16 protein-coding genes are annotated in these 19,161 nt (G+C 70.1%); 6 read left to right on the top strand and 10 right to left on the bottom strand.

Going from position 1 to position 19,161, the window contains the following annotated elements:
• Positions 1-21: 21 nt before the first annotated feature.
• Both IQ210_RS27510 and IQ210_RS27505 read right to left on the bottom strand, forming a co-directional pair.
• The gene (locus tag IQ210_RS27510) at positions 22-798 is read right to left on the bottom strand and encodes an IclR family transcriptional regulator (RefSeq protein ID WP_194081814.1); all 777 of its coding nucleotides are present in this window, start codon (positions 796-798) and stop codon (positions 22-24) included.
• Positions 795-1,214 carry a MarR family winged helix-turn-helix transcriptional regulator gene (locus IQ210_RS27505; protein ID WP_194081813.1) on the bottom strand — a complete coding sequence of 140 codons (420 nt, stop codon included), beginning with the start codon at positions 1,212-1,214 and terminating at the stop codon, positions 795-797. The genes IQ210_RS27510 and IQ210_RS27505 overlap by 4 nt, the downstream gene beginning before the upstream one ends.
• Before the next feature lie 219 nt (positions 1,215-1,433).
• Here IQ210_RS27505 and IQ210_RS27500 point away from each other — a divergent pair, with 219 nt between their 5' ends.
• From IQ210_RS27500 to IQ210_RS27485, 4 genes are read left to right on the top strand one after another with little or no spacing between them, the layout of a single operon-like run.
• Positions 1,434-2,351, top strand: a complete 918-nt coding sequence (locus tag IQ210_RS27500; RefSeq protein WP_322656842.1) for an SDR family NAD(P)-dependent oxidoreductase — start codon at positions 1,434-1,436, stop codon at positions 2,349-2,351.
• A complete protein-coding gene (locus tag IQ210_RS27495) occupies positions 2,351-3,226 on the top strand; it encodes an amidohydrolase family protein (protein ID WP_194081812.1) in 876 nt (291 codons plus the stop codon). Before IQ210_RS27500 ends, IQ210_RS27495 begins: the two co-directional genes overlap by 1 nt.
• A 10-nt stretch (positions 3,227-3,236) precedes the next feature.
• The gene (locus tag IQ210_RS27490; protein WP_194081811.1) at positions 3,237-4,751 is read left to right on the top strand and encodes an acyl-CoA synthetase; all 1,515 of its coding nucleotides are present in this window, start codon (positions 3,237-3,239) and stop codon (positions 4,749-4,751) included.
• Positions 4,748-5,203 carry a MaoC family dehydratase gene (locus IQ210_RS27485; protein ID WP_194081810.1) on the top strand — a complete coding sequence of 152 codons (456 nt, stop codon included), beginning with the start codon at positions 4,748-4,750 and terminating at the stop codon, positions 5,201-5,203. The genes IQ210_RS27490 and IQ210_RS27485 overlap by 4 nt, the downstream gene beginning before the upstream one ends.
• Before the next feature lie 117 nt (positions 5,204-5,320).
• On the opposite strand, the gene IQ210_RS27480 is transcribed toward IQ210_RS27485, so the two are convergent.
• The 8 genes from IQ210_RS27480 to IQ210_RS27445 form a co-directional block, all read right to left on the bottom strand.
• The gene (locus tag IQ210_RS27480) at positions 5,321-6,160 is read right to left on the bottom strand and encodes a PaaX family transcriptional regulator (RefSeq protein ID WP_194081809.1); all 840 of its coding nucleotides are present in this window, start codon (positions 6,158-6,160) and stop codon (positions 5,321-5,323) included.
• Between the two features lie 117 nt (positions 6,161-6,277).
• Entirely contained in the window at positions 6,278-7,945 is a 1,668-nt protein-coding gene (locus tag IQ210_RS27475) for a PHP domain-containing protein (protein ID WP_194081808.1), read from the bottom strand.
• Between the two features lie 16 nt (positions 7,946-7,961).
• Positions 7,962-9,785, bottom strand: coding sequence for a LamG-like jellyroll fold domain-containing protein (locus IQ210_RS27470; protein ID WP_194081807.1), 1,824 nt, complete (start codon positions 9,783-9,785; stop codon positions 7,962-7,964).
• Between the two features lie 35 nt (positions 9,786-9,820).
• Positions 9,821-12,748 carry a glycoside hydrolase family 2 TIM barrel-domain containing protein gene (locus tag IQ210_RS27465; RefSeq protein WP_194081806.1) on the bottom strand — a complete coding sequence of 976 codons (2,928 nt, stop codon included), beginning with the start codon at positions 12,746-12,748 and terminating at the stop codon, positions 9,821-9,823.
• Positions 12,745-13,584 carry a carbohydrate ABC transporter permease gene (locus tag IQ210_RS27460; protein WP_194081805.1) on the bottom strand — a complete coding sequence of 280 codons (840 nt, stop codon included), beginning with the start codon at positions 13,582-13,584 and terminating at the stop codon, positions 12,745-12,747. Before IQ210_RS27460 ends, IQ210_RS27465 begins: the two co-directional genes overlap by 4 nt.
• A gap of 12 nt (positions 13,585-13,596) precedes the next feature.
• Positions 13,597-14,547, bottom strand: a complete 951-nt coding sequence (locus IQ210_RS27455) for a carbohydrate ABC transporter permease (RefSeq protein ID WP_194081804.1) — start codon at positions 14,545-14,547, stop codon at positions 13,597-13,599.
• Positions 14,547-15,833: an ABC transporter substrate-binding protein gene (locus IQ210_RS27450; protein WP_194081803.1), complete on the bottom strand. Its 1,287-nt coding sequence runs from the start codon at positions 15,831-15,833 to the stop codon at positions 14,547-14,549. The genes IQ210_RS27455 and IQ210_RS27450 overlap by 1 nt, the downstream gene beginning before the upstream one ends.
• 65 nt (positions 15,834-15,898) lie before the next feature.
• On the bottom strand, positions 15,899-16,918 hold the full coding sequence (locus IQ210_RS27445) for a carbohydrate kinase family protein (protein WP_194081802.1): 1,020 nt from the start codon (positions 16,916-16,918) through the stop codon (positions 15,899-15,901).
• Between the two features lie 128 nt (positions 16,919-17,046).
• Between IQ210_RS27445 and IQ210_RS27440 the strand changes: the two genes are divergently transcribed.
• A complete protein-coding gene (locus IQ210_RS27440) occupies positions 17,047-17,811 on the top strand; it encodes a DeoR/GlpR family DNA-binding transcription regulator (protein ID WP_194081896.1) in 765 nt (254 codons plus the stop codon).
• On the top strand, positions 17,808-19,145 hold the full coding sequence (locus tag IQ210_RS27435; RefSeq protein WP_194081801.1) for a 6-phospho-beta-glucosidase: 1,338 nt from the start codon (positions 17,808-17,810) through the stop codon (positions 19,143-19,145). Before IQ210_RS27440 ends, IQ210_RS27435 begins: the two co-directional genes overlap by 4 nt.
• The last annotated feature ends 16 nt before the right edge of the window (positions 19,146-19,161 follow it).

The raw sequence follows: 19,161 nt of genomic DNA, 5'->3' as shown, positions 1-19,161 counted from the left end.
AGGCCCGTAGGCCCCTGTGCCTCACTTCTCCGGCCGCCACCCCAACGCCCGCGATATCCCCCGCGCGGCGACCCGCACCGCCGGCACCAACACCGGTACCTGCGCGTCGACTTGGGGCACCACGATCGACACGGCGGCCACCACCGCCCCGCCGGTCCCGCGCACGGGGGCGGCCACCGACAGCGCGTCGTCGGTGACCTGACGGTCGCTCACCGCCACCCCCGTACGCCGGGTCTCGGCCAGGACCCGGCGCAGTCGTGCCGGGTCCGTGATCGTGTACGGGGTGAAGGAGTCGAGGGGGCCCGCGCAGTACCGCTCCTGGGACTCCGGGGTGTCATGGGCCAGCAGCGCGAGCCCGACGCCGGTGGCGTGCAGCGGCCAGCGGGCGCCGACCCTGATGTGCACGCCGACCGACGAACGCCCCGACAGCCACTCGATGTAGACGACGTCCGTGCCGTCCCGGACCGCCAACTGCACGTTCTCGTGCGTCGCTTCGTACAGGTCCTCCAGATACGGCAGCGCGATCTGCCGCAGCGCGAGCCCGCGCGGGGCGAGGGCGGCGACCTCCCAGAGGCGCAGCCCCACGTGGTAGACGCCGGAGTCGTCCCGCTCCAGGGCGCCCCACTCGGTGAGCGCACCCACGAGCCGGTGTGCGGTGGTCAGGCTCAGCCCCGCCCGGCGGCTGATGTCCGTCAGGCTCAGCGCCGGGTGCCCGTGGTCGAACGCGCCGAGCACGGACAGCAGCCGGTCGGGCGCGGTGGCGGCGCCGCGTGAGCGAACCCTGGGCTGGCCGGTCATGGCTGGTCGGCGATCCTCAGCAGCAGCGCGTGCAGCGCGTCGCGCTCCCCGGCGTCGAGCGGCTCCAGCAGGTCGTTGGTCACCCGCCGCCCCGCCTCGTCGGTGTCGCGCAGGAAGGCGCGGCCCTTCTCGGTGAGGACGACGATCTTGCTGCGGCGGTCGTCGGGGGAGGGCCGGCGCTCGGTGAGGTCCAGCTTCTCCAGGTCGTCGACCAGGCCGACGATCGCGCTCGGGTCGTAACCGAGCCGGGTGCTCAGCTCCCGCTGGAGGGCGCCCTCGGCACCGGCGAGATAGCGCAGCACCGCGTAGTGGCGCAGCCGCAGCCCGGACTCCTGGAGGAACGTGTTGAAGAGCTGACCCGAGCGGAGCCCCAGGCGGTAGAGCAGATAGCCGGTGTCCGCGTGCAGCCCGCGCATCCACGGCTCGTCCGCGTCGATGGGCTTGGGGGTGGCGTGCTGGCGAGTGATGGCGGGCTCCCTGGGTCGCGGTACGGCATGCAGATTCCAGCATGACGCACCCGTCGGTCGCCAACAACTATTGACGTCAACAATTATTGCTCTTAGCTTCGATCTCGAAGTCGCAGTGACGCGTCCCGACGGCGCGTCCTCGCATCCGCTCGTGAAGGGACCTCACCCGTGCCCAGCATCGATCTCTCCGGCAAGGTCGCCGTCGTCACCGGCAGCGGCCGGGGCCTCGGCCTCGCCTATGCGCACGCCCTCGCCGCCCACGGCGCCTCCGTGGTCGTCAACGACGTCGACGAGGCCGTGGCCGAGCAGGCCGTGAAGTCCATCACCGAGGCCGGCGGCACGGCCGTCGCCGAGGTCGTCCCGGTCGGCACCACCGAGGCCGCCGAGCGGCTCGTGAACCGCGCGGTCGAGGAGTTCGGACGGCTCGACATCCTGGTCACCAACGCGGGCATCCTGCGTGACAAGGTGCTGTGGAAGATGTCCGACGACGACTTCGACGCGGTGATCACCACCCACCTCAAGGGCACCTTCACCTGCGCCCGCGCCGCCGCCGTCCGGATGCGCGAGCAGGGCGAGGGCGGCTCGCTGATCCTGGTCGGCTCCCCGGCCGGCCAGCGCGGCAACTTCGGCCAGACCAACTACGCCGCCGCCAAGGCCGGCATCGCCGCCTTCGCCCGCACCTGGTCCATGGAGCTGGGCCGCGCGAACATCACCGTCAACGCGATCGTGCCGGTCGCCGCGACCGCCATGACCGAGACGATCCCCGCCTTCGCCCCGTACATCGAGGCCATGCGGAACGGCGAGCCGCTCCCGGACTTCCTGCGCAAGGGCGAGGGCTTCGGCACCCCCGAGGACTGCGCGGCCCTCGTCCCCTTCCTCGCCTCCGAGGCCGCCCGCGGCATCACGGGCCAGGCCATAGGAATCGGCGGCGACAAGGTGGCACTCTGGTCGCACCCGCAGGAGATCAGGACGGCGTACGCCGACGGCGGCTGGACCCCGGACACCCTGGCCGACGCCTTCCCCACCTCGGTCGGCGCCGAACTCCAGTCGGTCGGCATCCCGGCGCCGAAGCTTCCGGAGGCGTGATGGACATCGACGACCTGGTCGCCATCGACGTACACACCCACGCGGAGGTGTCGTCGAAGGGCCACTCCTCCCTCGACGACGACCTGCACGACGCCTCCTCCGCCTACTTCAAGGTCGAGGGCAAGCGGAAGCCGACGCTGGAGGAGACGGCCGCCTACTACCGCGAGCGGAAGATGGCCGCCGTGATCTTCACGGTCGACGCGGAGTCGGCGACCGGCACCGCGCCGGTCCCGAACGAGGAGGTGGCGGAGGCGGCCGCCGCGAACTCCGACGTCCTGATCCCCTTCGCCTCCATCGACCCCTTCCGCGGCAAGGCGGGCGTGCGGCAGGCCCGCCGCCTGGTCGAGGAGTACGGGGTGAAGGGCTTCAAGTTCCACCCCAGCATCCAGGGCTTCTTCCCCAACGACCGCTCGGTGGCGTACGACCTCTACGAGGTCATCGAGGAGACGGGCACGATCGCCCTCTTCCACACGGGCCAGACGGGCATCGGCGCGGGGGTCCCGGGAGGCGGCGGCATCCGCCTGAAGTACTCCAACCCCCTCCACGTCGACGACGTCGCCGCCGACTTCCCGCACCTGAAGATCATCCTGGCGCACCCGTCCTTCCCCTGGCAGGACGAGGCCCTCGCGGTCGCCACCCACAAGCCGGGCGTCCACATCGACCTGTCCGGCTGGTCCCCGAAGTACTTCCCGCCGCAACTGGTCCAGTACGCGAACACCCTGCTGAAGGACAAGGTCCTCTTCGGCTCCGACTTCCCCGTCCTCACCCCCGACCGCTGGCTCGCCGACTTCGAGAAGCTGTCGATCAAGGACGAGGTGAAGCCGAAGATCCTCAAGGAGAACGCCGCCCGCCTGCTCGGGCTGACGAAGCCGTAAGGGGTCGTAGATGCGCAACGAGGGACTGGGGTCGTGGCCCGCACGCCGGGCCCGCAAGACCCCGCACCGCACCGCACTGGTGCACGGCGACACGACATGGACGTACGCCCAGCTGTACGAGCGCACCACCCGCCTCGCCCACGCCCTGCGCGCCCGGGGCGTCCGGCGCGGCGACCGGATCGCCTACCTCGGCCCCAACCACCCCTCCTACCTGGAGACGTTGTTCGCGGCGGGCACCCTCGGCGCGGTCTTCGTCCCGCTCAACATCCGCCTGGCGGGTCCGGAGATCGCCTACCAGCTCGCCGACTCCGGCACGAAGGCGCTCGTCTACGGCCCCCAGTACGCGGGCCTGGTCGCGGGCCTGCCGGGCGACACGGACGTACGGGCGTACGTGGAGGTGGGCGCCGAGTACGAGGAGGAGCTGGCGAGGTCCTCCAGCGAGCCGATCGACCAACCGGTGGCGCCCGACGACACCTGCATCATCATGTACACCTCGGGCACGACCGGGCGCCCCAAGGGCGCGATGCTCACCCACGGCAACCTCACCTGGAACGCGCTCAACGTCCTCGTCGACACCGACCTGATCGCCGACGAACGCGCCCTGGTCTCGGCCCCGTTGTTCCACACGGCGGGCCTGAACATGCTGACCCTGCCGGTGCTGCTGAAGGGCGGCACCTGCGTCCTGGTGGAGGCCTTCGACCCGTCCGCGTCCTTCGACCTGATCGAACGCCACCGGATCACCTTCATGTTCGGCGTCCCGACGATGTTCGAACAGATCGCCCGCCACCCCCGCTGGCCGGACGCGGACCTCTCCTCCCTCCGCATCCTCACCTGCGGCGGCTCACCCGTCCCCACCTCGATGATCGGCGTCTACCAGGAACGCGGCCTGACCTTCCTCCAGGGCTACGGCATGACGGAAGCGGCCCCCGGCACGCTCTTCCTGGACGCCGAGCACGCGGTGGGCAAGGCCGGTTCGGCGGGCGTACCGCACTTCTTCAGCGACGTACGGGTCGTACGACCGGACATGGCGCCGGTCGACGTCGGCGAGACCGGCGAGGTGGTCATCCGCGGTCCGCACGTCATGCCCGGCTACTGGGGGCTGCCGGAGGAGACGGCCGCGTCCTTCACGGACGGCTGGTTCCGCAGCGGGGACGCCGCCCGGGTCGACGAGGACGGCTATGTCTTCATCGTCGACCGCATCAAGGACATGATCATTTCGGGCGGCGAGAACATCTACCCCGCCGAGATCGAGGACCTGCTCCTCACCCACCCCGACATCGTCGAGTGCGCGGTCATCGGCGTACCGGACGACAAGTGGGGCGAGGTGCCGCGCGCGGTGGTGGTCCCCCGCGAGGGCGCTTCGCTCGACCCGGACGCGGTGCTGGCGTCCCTGGCCGGCCGTCTGGCCAAGTACAAGATCCCCAAGTCGGTGGTCCTCGCGGCCGAGTTGCCGCGCACGGCCTCCGGAAAACTCCTCAAGTCCCGCGTCCGTACCCGCTACGGCAACAGCGAAGGAACCTCATGAGCATCACCGTCAACGGCCTCGACGAACTCAAGAAGCTGGCCGGCAGCGACCTGGGCACCAGCGAGTGGATCGAGGTCACCCAGGACCGCATCAACACCTTCGCCGACGCCACGGGCGACCACCAGTGGATCCACGTCGACCCGGAACGCGCGGCCGAGGGCCCCTTCGGCGCCCCGATCGCCCACGGCTACCTGACCCTCTCCCTGTTCATCCCCCTGTTCACCGAGCTGTTGGACGTCCAGGGCGTCACCACGAAGGTCAACTACGGCCTGAACAAGGTCCGTTTCCCGTCACCGGTGAAGGTCGGCTCCCGCATCCGCCTGGTCGGCAAGCTGACGGATGTCGAGGACGTCGCGGGCGGGGTGCAGATCACGGTCGACGGGGCGATCGAGATCGAGGGCGGCGCGAAGCCGGCGGCGGTGTTGCAGAGTCTGTCGCGGTTCTACGCCTGACCACGCAACACACCGCACCGACAACGGTGGGCGTGACGACAGGGACCCGGACCTGTGGGTCCGGGGCTTCTTCCCGGGCAGCGATGGAGCGCGGCCTGGCCGACTGACGAAGCTTGATCAGCCCTCGTCCTGCGGAGTGTCGCGCACGGGTACCAGGTCCAGCAGCCGCCCCGCGGCCTCCCGCGCCAACGGCGTCAACCGTTCGTGCACCGCCCGGAACGTCTTCTCCGCCTGCTCCGCCGGCCAGTCGTCCGGCAGATGCTTCACCGGCAGGCGGGGATCGCGTCGGATCACCCGCAGCCACTCCGCCTGCAAGAGCAGCCGCTGCGCCAACGCCTCGTCGGCCTGCGGGGCCCGCGTCTCCCACGGCTGCCAGCGGCGTACGAACGCCTCGTAGCGGTCCGCGAGTTCGGACAGTTCCCAGGTTTCCTCGATCATCGCGCCGATGTCCATGCCGGCGTCGGCGTGCGCGCGGAAGACCTTGACGTGGGCGGACAGGCCCAGTTCTCCCACGAGGTCCGCGACGTCGACCTCGCCGGGTGCGATCCACAGGCCGCTGAACAGGGGGCCGAAGCCGGACCAGGTGAGTTTGGAGCGCAGGTCGTGGCGCTGGCGTTGCCAGGACTCGGGGAGGGAGAAGCCGAGGAGGGTCCAGGTGCCGTCCCAGTGGCGGTTCACCGCGCCCGTCTGCCAGATGCGGCGCTCGCCGTCCCGCAGGACCGCAGCCGAGTGGTCGGTGAGGCCGAAGTACATGCGGCGGCCCTCGCGCTGGCGGCGCAGCAGGCCCCGGTTCACCATGCGGGTCAGCGTCGAGCGCGTCGCCTGTTCGCCGACGCCCACGCGGGCGAACACGTCGATCACGCTGCCCGAGTACACGCAGACGTCACGCCCGAGCACCTGGTCGCCCAGGAACGTGAGCATGAGGGACTGGGGCCGCAGCGACTCTTCCGTGGTCACGCGGCCCACGGTACCTCTCCCGAGCGCTCCCGATGCCGCCGGTACCGCGCTCCGATCAGCCTGTGACCTGGGGGTGAGTACCGGCATGGGGAGGACCTGGAGGCTGTGGACGGTACATCAGGCTCCCGCCACGTCGACGAAGATCGGGTTCGAATAGAACCACGTGTCCGCCCACGGGTCACCGTCCCCGGGCGTGTGCGGGATCGGGCCGTTGGGGTCGATGGAGGCGCCGAGGTAGCCCGCGCCATGGCGGTTGCCGTCGCTGCCGCGCAGGCGGACGTAGAAGGACTCGTCCCCGGCGGTCAGCGGGAGGCGCAGGGTGTACGTCCCCTTCCGGCCGCTCACGTCCCTCGTCTGTACGACCTTGGTGTCCGGGGCCCGCCAGGAGTCGCGGTCGGTCACCGGGCCGTGCACCGCACCCCGGATCACGTCCACGTGCGCCAACTCCGGCAGGATTTCCTGGGGGTTGGGGCGGGACGCGGTCGTGACCGTCACGTACAGGCTGATCTTCTCGCCCTTGCGGACGCGCAGCCGGCCGCCGAGCGTGACGCCCCGGCCCGCGTCGCAGTCCCGCTTCAGGCGCACGTCCAGGCCGTCGAGCAGATGACCGTGGTCCAGCCAGACGCGGCCCGCGCGCAGGCCCGCCATCACCGCGCGGTAGCCGTAGCGGGTGACGCCGACGTGGGTGCGGCTGAACTCGCCGGGCCAGAAGTCGCTGCCGGGCTGCGGGGTGTCGGTGTTCACCGGGTCGGGCAGCTTGCCGGTGTTGTCGAAGTTCTGGCCGGCCGGCCAGTCGCCGTTCTTCCAGGTGTCGAAGACCGTGCGGTGGTTGTCGGAGTTGGTGGTGATCGAATACAGGCTGCCTTCGGCCAGCATCGAGTCCCACAGGCCGCCGACGGTCGCCGTCGCCCAGTCGAAGCCGCCGTACGTCACATACGCCTCGGCCGGATAGCCCGCCCAGGACTGCGCCGACGGCTTGTTCTCGTACTCGCCGCGGATCGAGGTCGCCCCACGCCAGCCGGGCAGGGCCGCGCCCTGGGCGCCTGGCGCGCCCTCCATGCCGATCATGATCTCGGGGGCCGCGTCCCGCCAGTTGCGCATCTCGTGCGGGGAGTCGATGCCGAGGCGCAGCGGGTGGTTGGCGATGACGAGGACGTCGTCGACGTATCCCGAACGGCGTTGCTCCGCCAGCCACTTGATGGCCTTGACCGCGTGGGCCTCGTTGCGGGCGGTGTCGGTCGCGCCGGCCGCGCCCTCGGTGTAGCCGAGCAGCTTGCCGTCGTAGGCGAGCTCGAACTGGGTGAGCAGATCGGTCTCGTGCGGGCCGGGCGCGGCGAAGATCGTGCAGTGCTCGGCGGCCGGGATGTACCACTCCAGGCCCTGGAAGATCAGCTGACGCGGGTTCTCCGCACGGGCCTTGACGATCTCGGCGTGCTCCAGCTTGGCGCCGTAGTTGGCGTGTCCGAAGTTGGAGTGCTCGTTGAAGACCATCCAGTCGAGGCCGTACTTGGCGGCGGCCCGCGCCTGCTGGGAGAACGTGTACTTGGCGTCGTGGCTGTACACGGAGTGGACGTGGTGGTCGCCGACCAGGTAGGCGAGGCGCGGGTCGTCGCCGCCGAGGCGCTGTTCGGCGGCCGCGGCGGGCAGGGCGGCCCCGCCGAGGGCGAAGGCGGCGCCGAACAGGCCGGCGCTGCGCAGGAGTCCACGCCGGGACAGGCCCTGCGGGTCGAGCTCGGTGGGGGAGACGGACGGGTCAGCCCAGGAGGGCAGCTGCTGCTCGGTCATGACGGTCCTCGACAGGTCAGTGGTTCATGAAGGAGGTGACGGGCAGCGCCCGTTCGACGATGCGGACGTCGCCGAGGCGGCCGTGCAGGATCTGGTCGATCTTCCCGCCGTACTCGTAGCCGCCAAGGAGCCACGGCAGGCCCACGGAGGTGATGCCGATCGCGGTCGCCTTCGGGTTGCGGACGACCGGGCAGCCCTCGACGTAGAGGGTGGTGTGCCGGCCGTCGTTGACGATCGCGAGATGCCACCAGGTCTCCAGCGGCGTCTCCTGGCCCCAGTTGGTGGCGATGCCCTGCTGGTTCAGCGGGCGCATCGCCCACTGCGGCTCGCGGTCGTTGGAGAGGGACAGCGTGGCCAGCGGCTCGTCGGGGTCGTCGGCGGTCTTGCCGGCGGCGCCGCCGGTGCCGGTACGGCTGACGATGCCGGACCAGGCGTGGTGGTCGGGGTCCCAGTCGGCGGGGAGGCGGTAGAAGGCCTCGATGGTGTAACCGGCCTTGAACGTCGCCGAGTTGAGCGGGGCGCCGTCGACCGTGCGCAGATACGCGCCCTTCAGCGGGGACTTGTAGCCCTGGAACTCCAGGCTGCCGTGGCCGGGTTGGTCGGGATGATGGTCGGCGGACCAGCCGAGCGTGCCGCCACCGACCGTGACGAGGCTCAGGTCGTTGCCGCGCCCGCTCAGGTCACGGACCTTGTCCGTAACCGCGCTGTCGAACCGCCAGTAGGCCACCGTGCCCGGCAGGAGCATCCGCGCCACGGGACGGGCCGGACGAGCGGGCACCGGGGCGAAGCCGGAGAAGCGGTCGGCGAAGTCGATGTCCACCGTGAACCGGTCGGCGTCACCGCTGAGTTCGATCTCCTGCCGCTCCAGCTCGTTGAGCCCCTTCCCGGCCCGGCCCATGATCCACGGCGACACCGTCTCGACGTCGATGACGTTCCGGTCCAGGTCGAAACGGTAGAGCCGGATCATCGCGGCCCCGCCGAAATAGCGGTTCTGGTAGTTCGTCAGATGGAGATGGACGTCATGTCCCGCCGCGTTCTTGCGCGTTGCGCGGGCGGCGGGCCAGTAGTGGCCGTTGAGGGTGAGGAAGATCTGGTCGTGGTCCTCGACCAGCCGGTCCCACAGCTGCTGCCCGTACGTCGACAGGGTGTCGTCCTCGACGACCAGCTCGTGCGTGGTGAGGATGACGGGCGTCTTCGGATGGGCGGCCAGCACGGCCTTCGCCCAGGCGTAACCCTGGTCCGACAGCCGCCAGTCCAGCGCCAGCACCATCCACTCCCGGCCCGCGGCCCGGAAGAGGTGGAAGGTGTTGTAGCCGTCGGCGGAGGCACCGCCGAACGTGGACTTCCCCTTGAACCGGTCGGGGCCGAACGCGTCCAGATAGGGCGTCGCCCCGCGCTGGTCGGTCGTCGACGACTTCACGTCGTGGTTGCCGGCGAGGACGCTGTAGCCGACACCGCGCCGGTCGAGCAGCTTGAACGCCTCGCTGATCGCGGCGACTTCGGCCGTGGCCCCGTTCTGGGTGAGGTCGCCGAGATGGGACAGGAAGACGATGTTCTCGTCCTTCCCGTGCTCCAGCAGATAGCGCAGCGAGGCCTCGACGGGCGCCTTGTCGATGCTCGGCCCGTCGAAGAGGTACTGGGTGTCGGGCATGACGGCGAGCGTGAAGCGCCGGCTGTCGGTGTCCGGCCGCCAGCGCGACTCGGGGACGGCCTCGGCGGCGGTCGGCAGCGCGACCCCGGCCGTGGCGGCCGCGCCCAGCAGGGCTGTCGCCCGCAGGAAACCGCGTCGTCCGGCGCCCGCCTGGGCATGCTCGGACCCGTGTTCGGGCAAAGTGCACACGTGTGCTCCGTAAAAGGGGTGAAAACCAGGGGAGTTCAGAGCGCGCGCAGGGTCCAGCTCCAGCGGTGGACACCCGGTGCGACCAGATAGGACGGGAACGTGTCGGGGCCGCACGACGCCGTGCCGAGCCCCCGGTGGGCCGCGTCGATGTGCACCACGCACCCGGGACGCGGGACCAGCTGGTCGTGATGGGCGACGGACGAGAGGTCTTCGGCCCGGAAACGGGTCACGGACACCTGCCGCGGCTCGTCGAGCGCGACCGCGAGCCCGGTGGCGTCCGGCGCCGACAGCCTGAAGTGCCGTACGCCGTTGCGGCCGCCGCTCTCCTGAGGCCGCAGATAGGGGGTGAACAGCTCGTCCACCGGCACCGAGTGGTGGCCGACGGGCGCGGTACGGCGGTCGGGGTACGACTCCCAGGGCCCGGGCCCGTACCACTCCATCAGGTCGAGCCCAGGCACCGTCTCGAACACCGAACCCACCCGCGCCACATCGGCGAGCGTGTCCGGCAGTTCGGCCGACTCCTCGATCCGCACCCCGCCCTCGACGGGCGTGAACACCTGCACATGCCGTACGACACCGACCTCGGCGGCGTACTCGGCCAGCACGGTGACCTGGTCCCCGTCCCGGCGCATATCGACGACCTTGCGGACGAGGGCGTCCAGCCCCCAGGCCCGCCAGCGCAGCGCCATGCCGCCCAGCTCGTCGTTGTCGGTGGGCGCCCGCCACAGGGAGAGCGCGGGGGCGGCGGTGAGGAGGGGGTGGACGAGCAGACCGTCGTCATCCACCTGGACCGTGCCGGAACCGTTCTCCACAGCGGACACCGTCGCCTCCCGCAACCGCACCTGCGGCAGACACACGAGCGTCCCCGCAGGCGCCCACGCCTCCTCCCGCGCAGTGGTGATCCGCAGCGTCAGCCACGCCTCCCCACCGTCCGCCGGAAGCGCGAACGGCAGCGGTACCGCCGCCGTCTGCCCCGGCCGCAGGTCGGGCAGTTCGGCCGGTGCCGTCAGCACACGGCCGTCCGCCAGGGACAGCTCCCACTCGCCGGACAGCCAGTCCAGGCCCCGGAAGTGCTGGTGGTTGCCGAGCACGATGCCCTCGTGCCGGTAGGCCTCGATCCGTACCGGCGCCGCGATCTCCCGGTGCTCGTACATCACCGGCTTGGGCGTGCGGTCCGGGAACACCACGCCGTCCGCGATGAACGCCCCGTCATGGAGGCGTTCGCCGAAGTCGCCGCCGTACGCCCAGCGGTACCCGGGCGCGGCGACACCGTTGTCATAGAGCCCGGCGCCCCCACGCCCGACCGGTCTTCCGTCGCTCACGCGCTGAAGGATTCCGTGGTCCCAGAACTCCCAGATGAACCCGCCCTGAAGACCCGGGGTGGACTCGATGGCGGCCCAATGGTCGGCCAGCGTGCCGTTGCTGTTGCCCATGGCGTGCGAGTACTCGCACTGGATGAGCGGCTTGGTCTGCTCGCCGGACAGCGCGTGCGCCACGCAGTCCTCCAGCGGCGCGTACATGGGGCAGGCGATGTCGGAGGCGACCCCCGGGTCCGCCCAGCCCTGCTTGGCCGCGCCCTCGTACTGGATCGGCCGCGTCGGGTCGTGCCGGCGGACCCAGCCCGCCGCGGCGTCGTGGTTGGCGCCGTAGTCGGACTCGTTGCCGAGGGACCAGATGATCACCGAGGGGTGGTTCTTGTCGCGCAGCACCATCCGGGAGACGCGGTCCACGAAGGCGTTCAGATAGCGCGGGTCGTCGGCGATCTCGTGGGCGTGGTCGTGGGACTCGATGTCCGCCTCGTCGACGACGTAGAAGCCGAGTTCGTCGGCGAGGTCGTAGAGGCCCGGGTCGTTCGGGTAGTGGGCGGTGCGGATCGCGTTGAAGCCGAAGCGCTTCAGCAGGACCAGGTCCGCGCGCATGTCGTCGTACGACACTGTTCGCCCGGTCAGCGGATGGAAGTCGTGGCGGTTGACGCCCCGGATGTAGACCCGCTCGCCGTTGATGAGGAGGTCCCGGCCGACGATCTCGACGTCGCGGAAGCCGATCCGGTGGTACGACGTGTCGGCGACCGTGCCGTCCGAGCGGTGCAGTCGGACGGTCAGGCCGTACAGCTCGGGCGTTTCGGCGTTCCAGGTGCGGACGTCGGGGACGGTGGCCCTCATCCGGGCCTCGCCGAGGAAGTCGGAGACGCGCTCGTCCTCGGCGTTCAGCCGGTCGAACTCCGTGTCCTGTGCGAGCGGGAGGCCGTCGAGGTCCCCGCTGACGTACCACCCCTCGGGCAGCGCCCCGCCCGCGTCCCGCACCCGGCAGTCGACCCGCAGCTCGCCGCTGTACGCGGCCCGTACGGTCACGTCGGCGAGGTGCAGGGGGTCCGTGGCGTACAGGAGCACCGAGCGGGTGATGCCGCCGTGCCACCACTGGTCCTGGTCCTCGATGTGCGAGGCGTCGGACCACTTGACGACCGTGAGGCGGAGTGTGCTCGACGATCCGGGGGCGACGAGGCCCGTCAGGTCGAACTCGGCCGCCAAGTGGGAGTCCTTGGAGATGCCGACCGGCCGCCCGTCCACGTGCACGAGCAGCACGCTCTCGGCGGCGCCGACCAGAAGGACGATCCGGCGTCCGGCCCAGTCGGCGGGGACGTCGATCTCGCGCTCGTAGACGCCTGTCGGGTTGGCGGCGGGCGTCAACGGCGGGAACTCATCGAACGGCATTCGGATGTTCAGGTACTGCGGCAGGTCGTCCGTGCCCTGCATCGTCCAGACGCCGGGGACGTGGGCCGACGACCAGGGACCGCCGACCGGCGCGTCCGGAACGGGCAGCAACTGGAAACGCCAGTCGCCGTCCAGGGGGAGTGATCCGGAGCGCCGGTCGACGGCGTTCATGGGGAGCCGCCCCCAGGAGGTCACCTCGGGTGCCTCCCAGGGGCGCAGGGCGATGAGCGGATCGAGCGGATCGCGGTTCATCCGCGGACGGCTCCCTTCGCGAGGTCGCCGATGATCTGCTTGGCGCCGACCGCGAACACGATCAGCAGCGGGATGAGGGCGAGCAGCGCGCCCGTCATCACGATGCCGTAGTCCGTGGTGCCGTGGGTGCCGTTGAGCTGGGACAGGGCGACCTGCAACGTGACGTTGTCGGGGTTGGTGAGGGCGATCAGGGGCCAGGCGAAGTCGTTCCACTGGCCCATGAAGGTGAAGATGCCCAGGAAGGCGAGGCCCGGCCGGACCACCGGGAGCGCCACGTGCCAGTACTGGCGCAGGAAGTTCGCGCCGTCGAGCTTGGAGGCGTCGAGGAGCTCGTCGTGGATGGCGCTCTTCATGTACTGGCGCATCCAGAAGATGCCGAACGCGTTGGCCGCGGCCGGCACGATCAGCGCGGTCATCGAGCCGATCCAGCCGATCTTCGCCATGATGACGAACTGCGGGATGACGGACAGCTGCGCCGGCACCATGAAGATGACCATGAGCAGCCCGAACAGCACGTTCTTGCCCGGGAACTCGAACTTGGCGAAGACGAAGGCCGCGAGTGAGTCGAAGAGCAGGACCAGGAACGTCACCGACACCGCGACCAGCAGCGAGTTCCACATCGACCCGAAGAAGTCGATGGCGTCGAAGAGATTGCGGACGTTCTCCAGGAAGTGCGTGCCCGGCAGCAGCTTGGGCGGGTAGGAGAAGATCTCCGTCGAACTGTGCGTCGACATGATCACGGCCCAGTAGAACGGGAAGGCCGAGATGATCGTGCCGAGGATCAGCGGGAGGTGCAGCGCGATCCCTCTGCGGCGAGATCCCTTGATGGAAGACATGGTGGGCCCTTCCTAGTCGCCGCGGCGCTGCACGAGGCGCCAGTTGATGATCGAGAAGAGGACGACGACGAGGAAGATGCCCCACGCCACCGCGGCGCCGTACCCGAAGTCGTTGTTGTCGAAGGTCTGTTGGAAGAAGTAGAGGACCATCGTCTGACCGGAGTGGCCCGGACCGCCCGCGAACGTCGAGTCGTTGGAGGAGGTCTGGAGCAGCACCTGTGGCTCGGAGAAGCTCTGGAGGCCGGTGACCGTCGAGACGACCAGGACGAAGAGCAGGGTCGGCCGCAGCAGGGGCAGCGTGATCCGGAAGAAGGTCTGGATCGGACCGGCGCCGTCCATGCGGGCGGCCTCGTACAGGTCACTTGGGATGGTCTGGAGACCGGCGAGGAAGATGATCGCGTTGTAGCCGGTCCACTGCCAGGTCATCAGCGCGGCGATGGTGACCTTGATGCCCCACGGGGTGTTCAGCCAGGCCACCTGGTCGAGCCCGACCCCGTGCAGCACGGCGTTCACGACGCCGTTGTTGGTGGAGAAGATCGATCCGAAGACGATCGCGATGGCGACGACCGAGGTGACGTTCGGCAGGAAGTACGCGACGCGGTACAGGCCCTTGAACCGGACCGCCGAGTTGAGCATCACGGCGGTGACCATCGCCAGGAAGATCATGGGGAAGGTGGCCAGCGCCCAGATGATGATCGTGTTGCCGATCGAGTTCCAGAAGTCGCTGTCGCTCAGCAGGTACTGGCACTGCGAGAGCCCGGCCCACTCCATCGAGCCGAGGCCGTCCCAGCGGTGGAAGGACAGATAGAGGGAGAAGCCGACCGGGAAGAGACCGAAGGCGAGGAAGATCAGGTAGAAGGGGGAGATGGCGGCGTAGAGATGCCAGTACTTGCGAAAGCCGCTTCTGGGCTTGGTCGTCGACGGTTGCGCCACCGCCGGCGGGGTCTGTTCGAGGACGGCCATCAGTAGCTCACCCCCAGGTGCTTCGCGATGCGACGGCACTTGCTCATGGCGTCACTCCAGGCCTTCTCCGGGTCCTTGCCGAGGACGCCGACGTTCTTGATCTCGTCCTTGATGGGCTGCCCGAGGGCGACGTCGAACGGGCTGTTGTAGGCGACCGCGATCTTCTGCGCGGCCGGTCCGAAGATGTCGGTGGTGACCTGGCCGCCGAAGAACGCGTCCGGCTCCTGCATCTGCTTCAGGTCGTAGGAGGCGGGCGTGGAGGGGAAGAGGCCCGCGTCCACGTAACCCTGTGCCTGGTTCCGTGCGTTGAGCATCCACGTGATGATCTGGAAGGCCTGCTCGGGCTCCCGGCACGCCTTGGTGATCGACAGGAACGAGCCGCCGTTGTTGGCGGGCCGTACCGGCATGTCGGCGACCCGGTACCGGCCCTTGGTCTTCGGCACACCGTTCTTGATGTCGAAGGCCGCCCAGGAGGCCCCCAGTTCGCTCGGCAGCTTGCCGTCCTGCTTGGCCGACAGCTGGTCAGGGGTGCCGTTCACGAGGTCGGAGACGATGCCGCGGCGCTTGGCTTCCACGGCGAGCGCCCAGGCGTGGCGCACGTGCTCCTGGTCGCCGATGAAGTGACGGTCCTTGTCGACGTACCGCTTGGAGCCCTGCTGCACGACGTTCTCGAAGACGGAGTTGACGTCGGTGAGGAGCATGGTCCCCGGCAGCCGCTTCTTCAGCTGCTCACCCGCGGCGAAGAAGTTCTCCCAGGTGTTCAACTCCCGGGAGACGTCCGCCGGTTCGTACGGCAGTCCGGCCTTCTGGAAGACGTCGTACTGGTAGAAGTGCGCGACCGGCCCGCAGTCGATCGGGAAGCCGACCATCGTGCCGTCGTCGGCGATGCCCTGGTCCCACTTCCAGGACAGGTACTGGTCCTTGTACTTCTCCGCGCCGAGCGTCCGCAGATCGATGAACTGGTCGGCGTTGGGGAGGTACGCGGCCATGTCCTCGCCCTTGAGCCCCGCGATGTCGGGGATGTGGGCGCGGCCGGTGATCGTGGTGATCAGCTTGGAGCGGTACTGGCCGCCGATCTGGATGGCGTCCAGGCTCACCGAACTGTCGTAGCGGGCCTTGGCGTTCTTCACGACGGTGTCGCTCAGACCGCCGCTCCAGTACCACAGGACCATGTTCCGGCCGGTCGAGCCGGTCGGAACGGCACAGCCGGACGCCAGGCCGCCGAGCGCCGTGGCGGCCGTACCGGCCAGGCCCGCGCGGAGCAGGCCTCTTCGTGAGAGCCGCACAGCTCCCACCGCCTTTCGGATCTTTTCGAAACTTCGCAGGGAAGGGGCGTGGGGGGGGAGGTGGATCAGGACTGCCGGGCCGGCGGGGTGATCGGGGCGTACGCGACCGGCGGCCCGGGATCGTCCGGGAGCCGGTCCGCCAGGTAGCCGTACGCCGACTTCAGGTCGGGGTCGGTCAGGGAGCGCCACCAGCGGTCGACGCCGTACCAGCCGGGAGCCGCCAGCGCGCCGCCCGGCCGCTGGACGGAGAGCCCCGCTGCCAGCACCGCGAACCGCAGCCGCTCCTCCAGCGGCCAGCCGCCGAGCGAGGCCGCGACGAAGCTCGCGCCGAACACGTCACCGGCGCCGGTCGCGTCCAGGACATCGATGTCGAGGGCCGGGACGTCCGCGTACTCGCCCGTCGTCTGGTCCACCGCCACGGCCCCGTCACTGCCGCGCGTGACCACGGCCACCGGCACCAGCTCGGAGAGCGTGCCGAGGGCCGCCCGTGCGCTGTCGGTGCGGGTGTAGGCCATCGCCTCGGATTCGTTGGGGAGGAAGGCGTGGCACAGCTTCAGCTGGTCCAGGAGGTCGGTGGACCACTGCTGGGTGGGGTCCCAGCCGACGTCGGCGTAGACGTGGGTGCCGTTCGCGGCGGCCTTGGAGATCCACTCGCGGGGCTCGGCCTCGAGGTGGACGAGGGCGGTGCGCGCCTCGGGCGGGTCGCCCATCAGCGCGTCCTGCGAGAACGGCGGCTCGGAGCCGTGGGTGACGAGGGCCCGGTCGTGGCCCTGGGCCAGCGAGACGGTGACGGGGGTGGGCCAGCCGTCCGCGGTGCGGGAGAGCGAGAGGTCGATGTCCTCCTGGTCGCACAGCACGTCCCGGCAGTACTCGCCGTAGAAGTCGTCGCCGAAGACCGTGGCCAGCGAGGTGCGCAGCCCGAACCGGGAGGCGGCCACCGCGAGGTTCGCGATGCCGCCGGGGCCGCAGCCCATGCCGCCGGTCCAGATCTCCTCGCCCGGCGTCGGCGGCTTTCCGAGCCCCGTGAGGACGAGGTCGTAGAAGAGCAGCCCGGTCAGGAGTACGTCGGGCCTGTCGTCATCCACACTCGGCACCTCTCGTCAAAACTCGTCAATTTCGATGACCGGAATCGTGCGCCGCTCCGCACGATTGGTCAATACCCGAGCAGAACTGAGCATGGAAATGATTGAAGATGACGAGTACTGTTCACGGCATGCTGGCGGAACGACGACATCAACTCATCCTGCGGGCCCTGCGCTCGGGCGGCCCCGCGGCTGTGACCGACCTCTCCGAGCAGCTCGGTGTGAGCCCCGCCACCATCCGGCGTGACCTCGTCAAACTGGAGGAGGACGGGCTGCTCACCCGCGTCCACGGCGGCGCCCGCGCCGAGGAGGGCGACCAGCCCTTCGCGGAGGTCGCCGAGGTCAGGGTGGCCGAGAAGGACGCGATAGCCGCTCATGCGGCGGCCATGATCAAGGACGGCCAGTCGGTCCTCCTCGACATCGGCACCACCGCCTACCGCCTCGCCCGCCAGCTGCACGGCCGCCGCCTCACGGTGATCACCAGCAACCTGGTGGTCTACGAGGAGCTCGCCGACGACGAGGGCATCGAGCTGGTCCTGCTCGGCGGCATGGTCCGCCGCGAGTACCGCTCCCTGGTCGGCTTCCTCACCGAGGACAACCTGCGCCAGCTGCACGCCGACTGGCTCTTCCTCGGCACCAGTGGAGTGCGCCCGGGTGGGCAGGTGATGGACACGACGGTCGTCGAGGTGCCGGTCAAGCGCGCCATGATCAAGGCGAGCGACAAGGTGGTGCTGCTCGCCGACGCGGCGAAGTTCCCGGGTACGGGGATGGCGAAGGTCTGCGGTCCCGAGGACCTGGACGTGGTGGTGACGAACGCGCCGGTGGACCCGGCGACGCGGGCCTCCCTGGAGGAGGCGGGCGTTGCGGTGGCACTGGCAGGAAAGGCTCAAGCGTGAAGCTGACGATTCTGGGCGGCGGCGGGTTCCGCGTGCCGCTCGTGTACGGGGCGCTGCTGGGCGACCGCGGTGAGGGGCGGGTGACGGAGGTCGTCCTGCACGACCTCGACGCCGGCCGGCTCACCGCGGTGACCCGGGTGCTCGCCGAGCAGGCCTCCCAGGCCGAGGACGCGCCCGTGGTGACCGCCACGACCGACCTCGACGAGGCCCTGCGCGGCGCCGACTTCATCTTCTCGGCGATCCGCGTGGGCGGCCTCGAAGGCCGCGCCAACGACGAGCGGGTGGCCCTCGCCGAGGGCGTCCTCGGGCAGGAGACGGTCGGTGCGGGCGGCATCGCCTACGGGCTCAGGACCGTCCCGGTCGCCGTCGACATCGCCCAGCGGGTGGCCCGCCTCGCCCCCGACGCCTGGGTCATCAACTTCACCAACCCGGCCGGTCTCGTCACCGAGGCCATGTCCCGCCACCTCGGCGACCGCGTCATCGGCATCTGCGACTCGCCGGTCGGCCTCGGCCGCCGTATCGCGCGCGTGCTCGGCGCCAACCCGCGCGAGGCCTGGATCGACTACGTCGGCCTCAACCACCTCGGCTGGGTCCGCGGCCTGCGTGTCGCGGGCCGGGACGAGCTCCCGCGCCTGCTCGCCGACCCGGAGCTCCTCGGCTCCTTCGAGGAGGGCAAGCTCTTCGGCGTCGACTGGCTCCAGTCCCTGGGCGCGATCCCCAACGAATACCTGCACTACTACTACTTCAACCGCGAGGCCGTCCGCGCCTACCAGCAGGCCGAGAAGACCCGCGGCGCCTTCCTCCACGACCAGCAGGCCCGCTTCTACGACGAGGTCGGCGCCGTCGGTGCGAAGGCGCTGGACGTCTGGGACCGCACCCGCGCCGAGCGCGAGGCCACCTACATGTCCGAGAACCGGGAGACCGCCGGCGCCGGCGAGCGCGACGCCGACGACCTCTCCGGCGGCTACGAGAAGGTCGCCCTCGCCCTGATGCGGGCCATCGCCCGCGACGAGCGCACCACCCTGATCCTGAACGTCCGGAACCAGAGCACCCTCTCGGTGCTCGACAACGATGCCGTGATCGAGGTCCCGTGCCTCGTGGACGCCAACGGCGCCCACCCGGTCACCGTCGCCCCGCTGCCCGACCACGCCACCGGCCTGGTCTGCGCGGTCAAGGCGGTCGAGCGCGAGGTGCTCGCGGCCGCCGAGTCCGGCTCCCGCACGACCGCGGTGAAGGCCTTCGCGCTGCACCCGCTCGTCGACTCCGTGAACGTCGCCCGGCGGCTGGTCGAGGGGTACCGCGAGGTCCATCCGGGCCTGGCGTACCTTAAGTGAGCACCTGCCGGTAAGC

This window comes from Streptomyces justiciae, assembly GCF_015163075.1.
GTDB lineage: Bacteria > Actinomycetota > Actinomycetes > Streptomycetales > Streptomycetaceae > Streptomyces > Streptomyces justiciae.
This window is presented reverse-complemented; position numbering and strand designations above follow the sequence as displayed.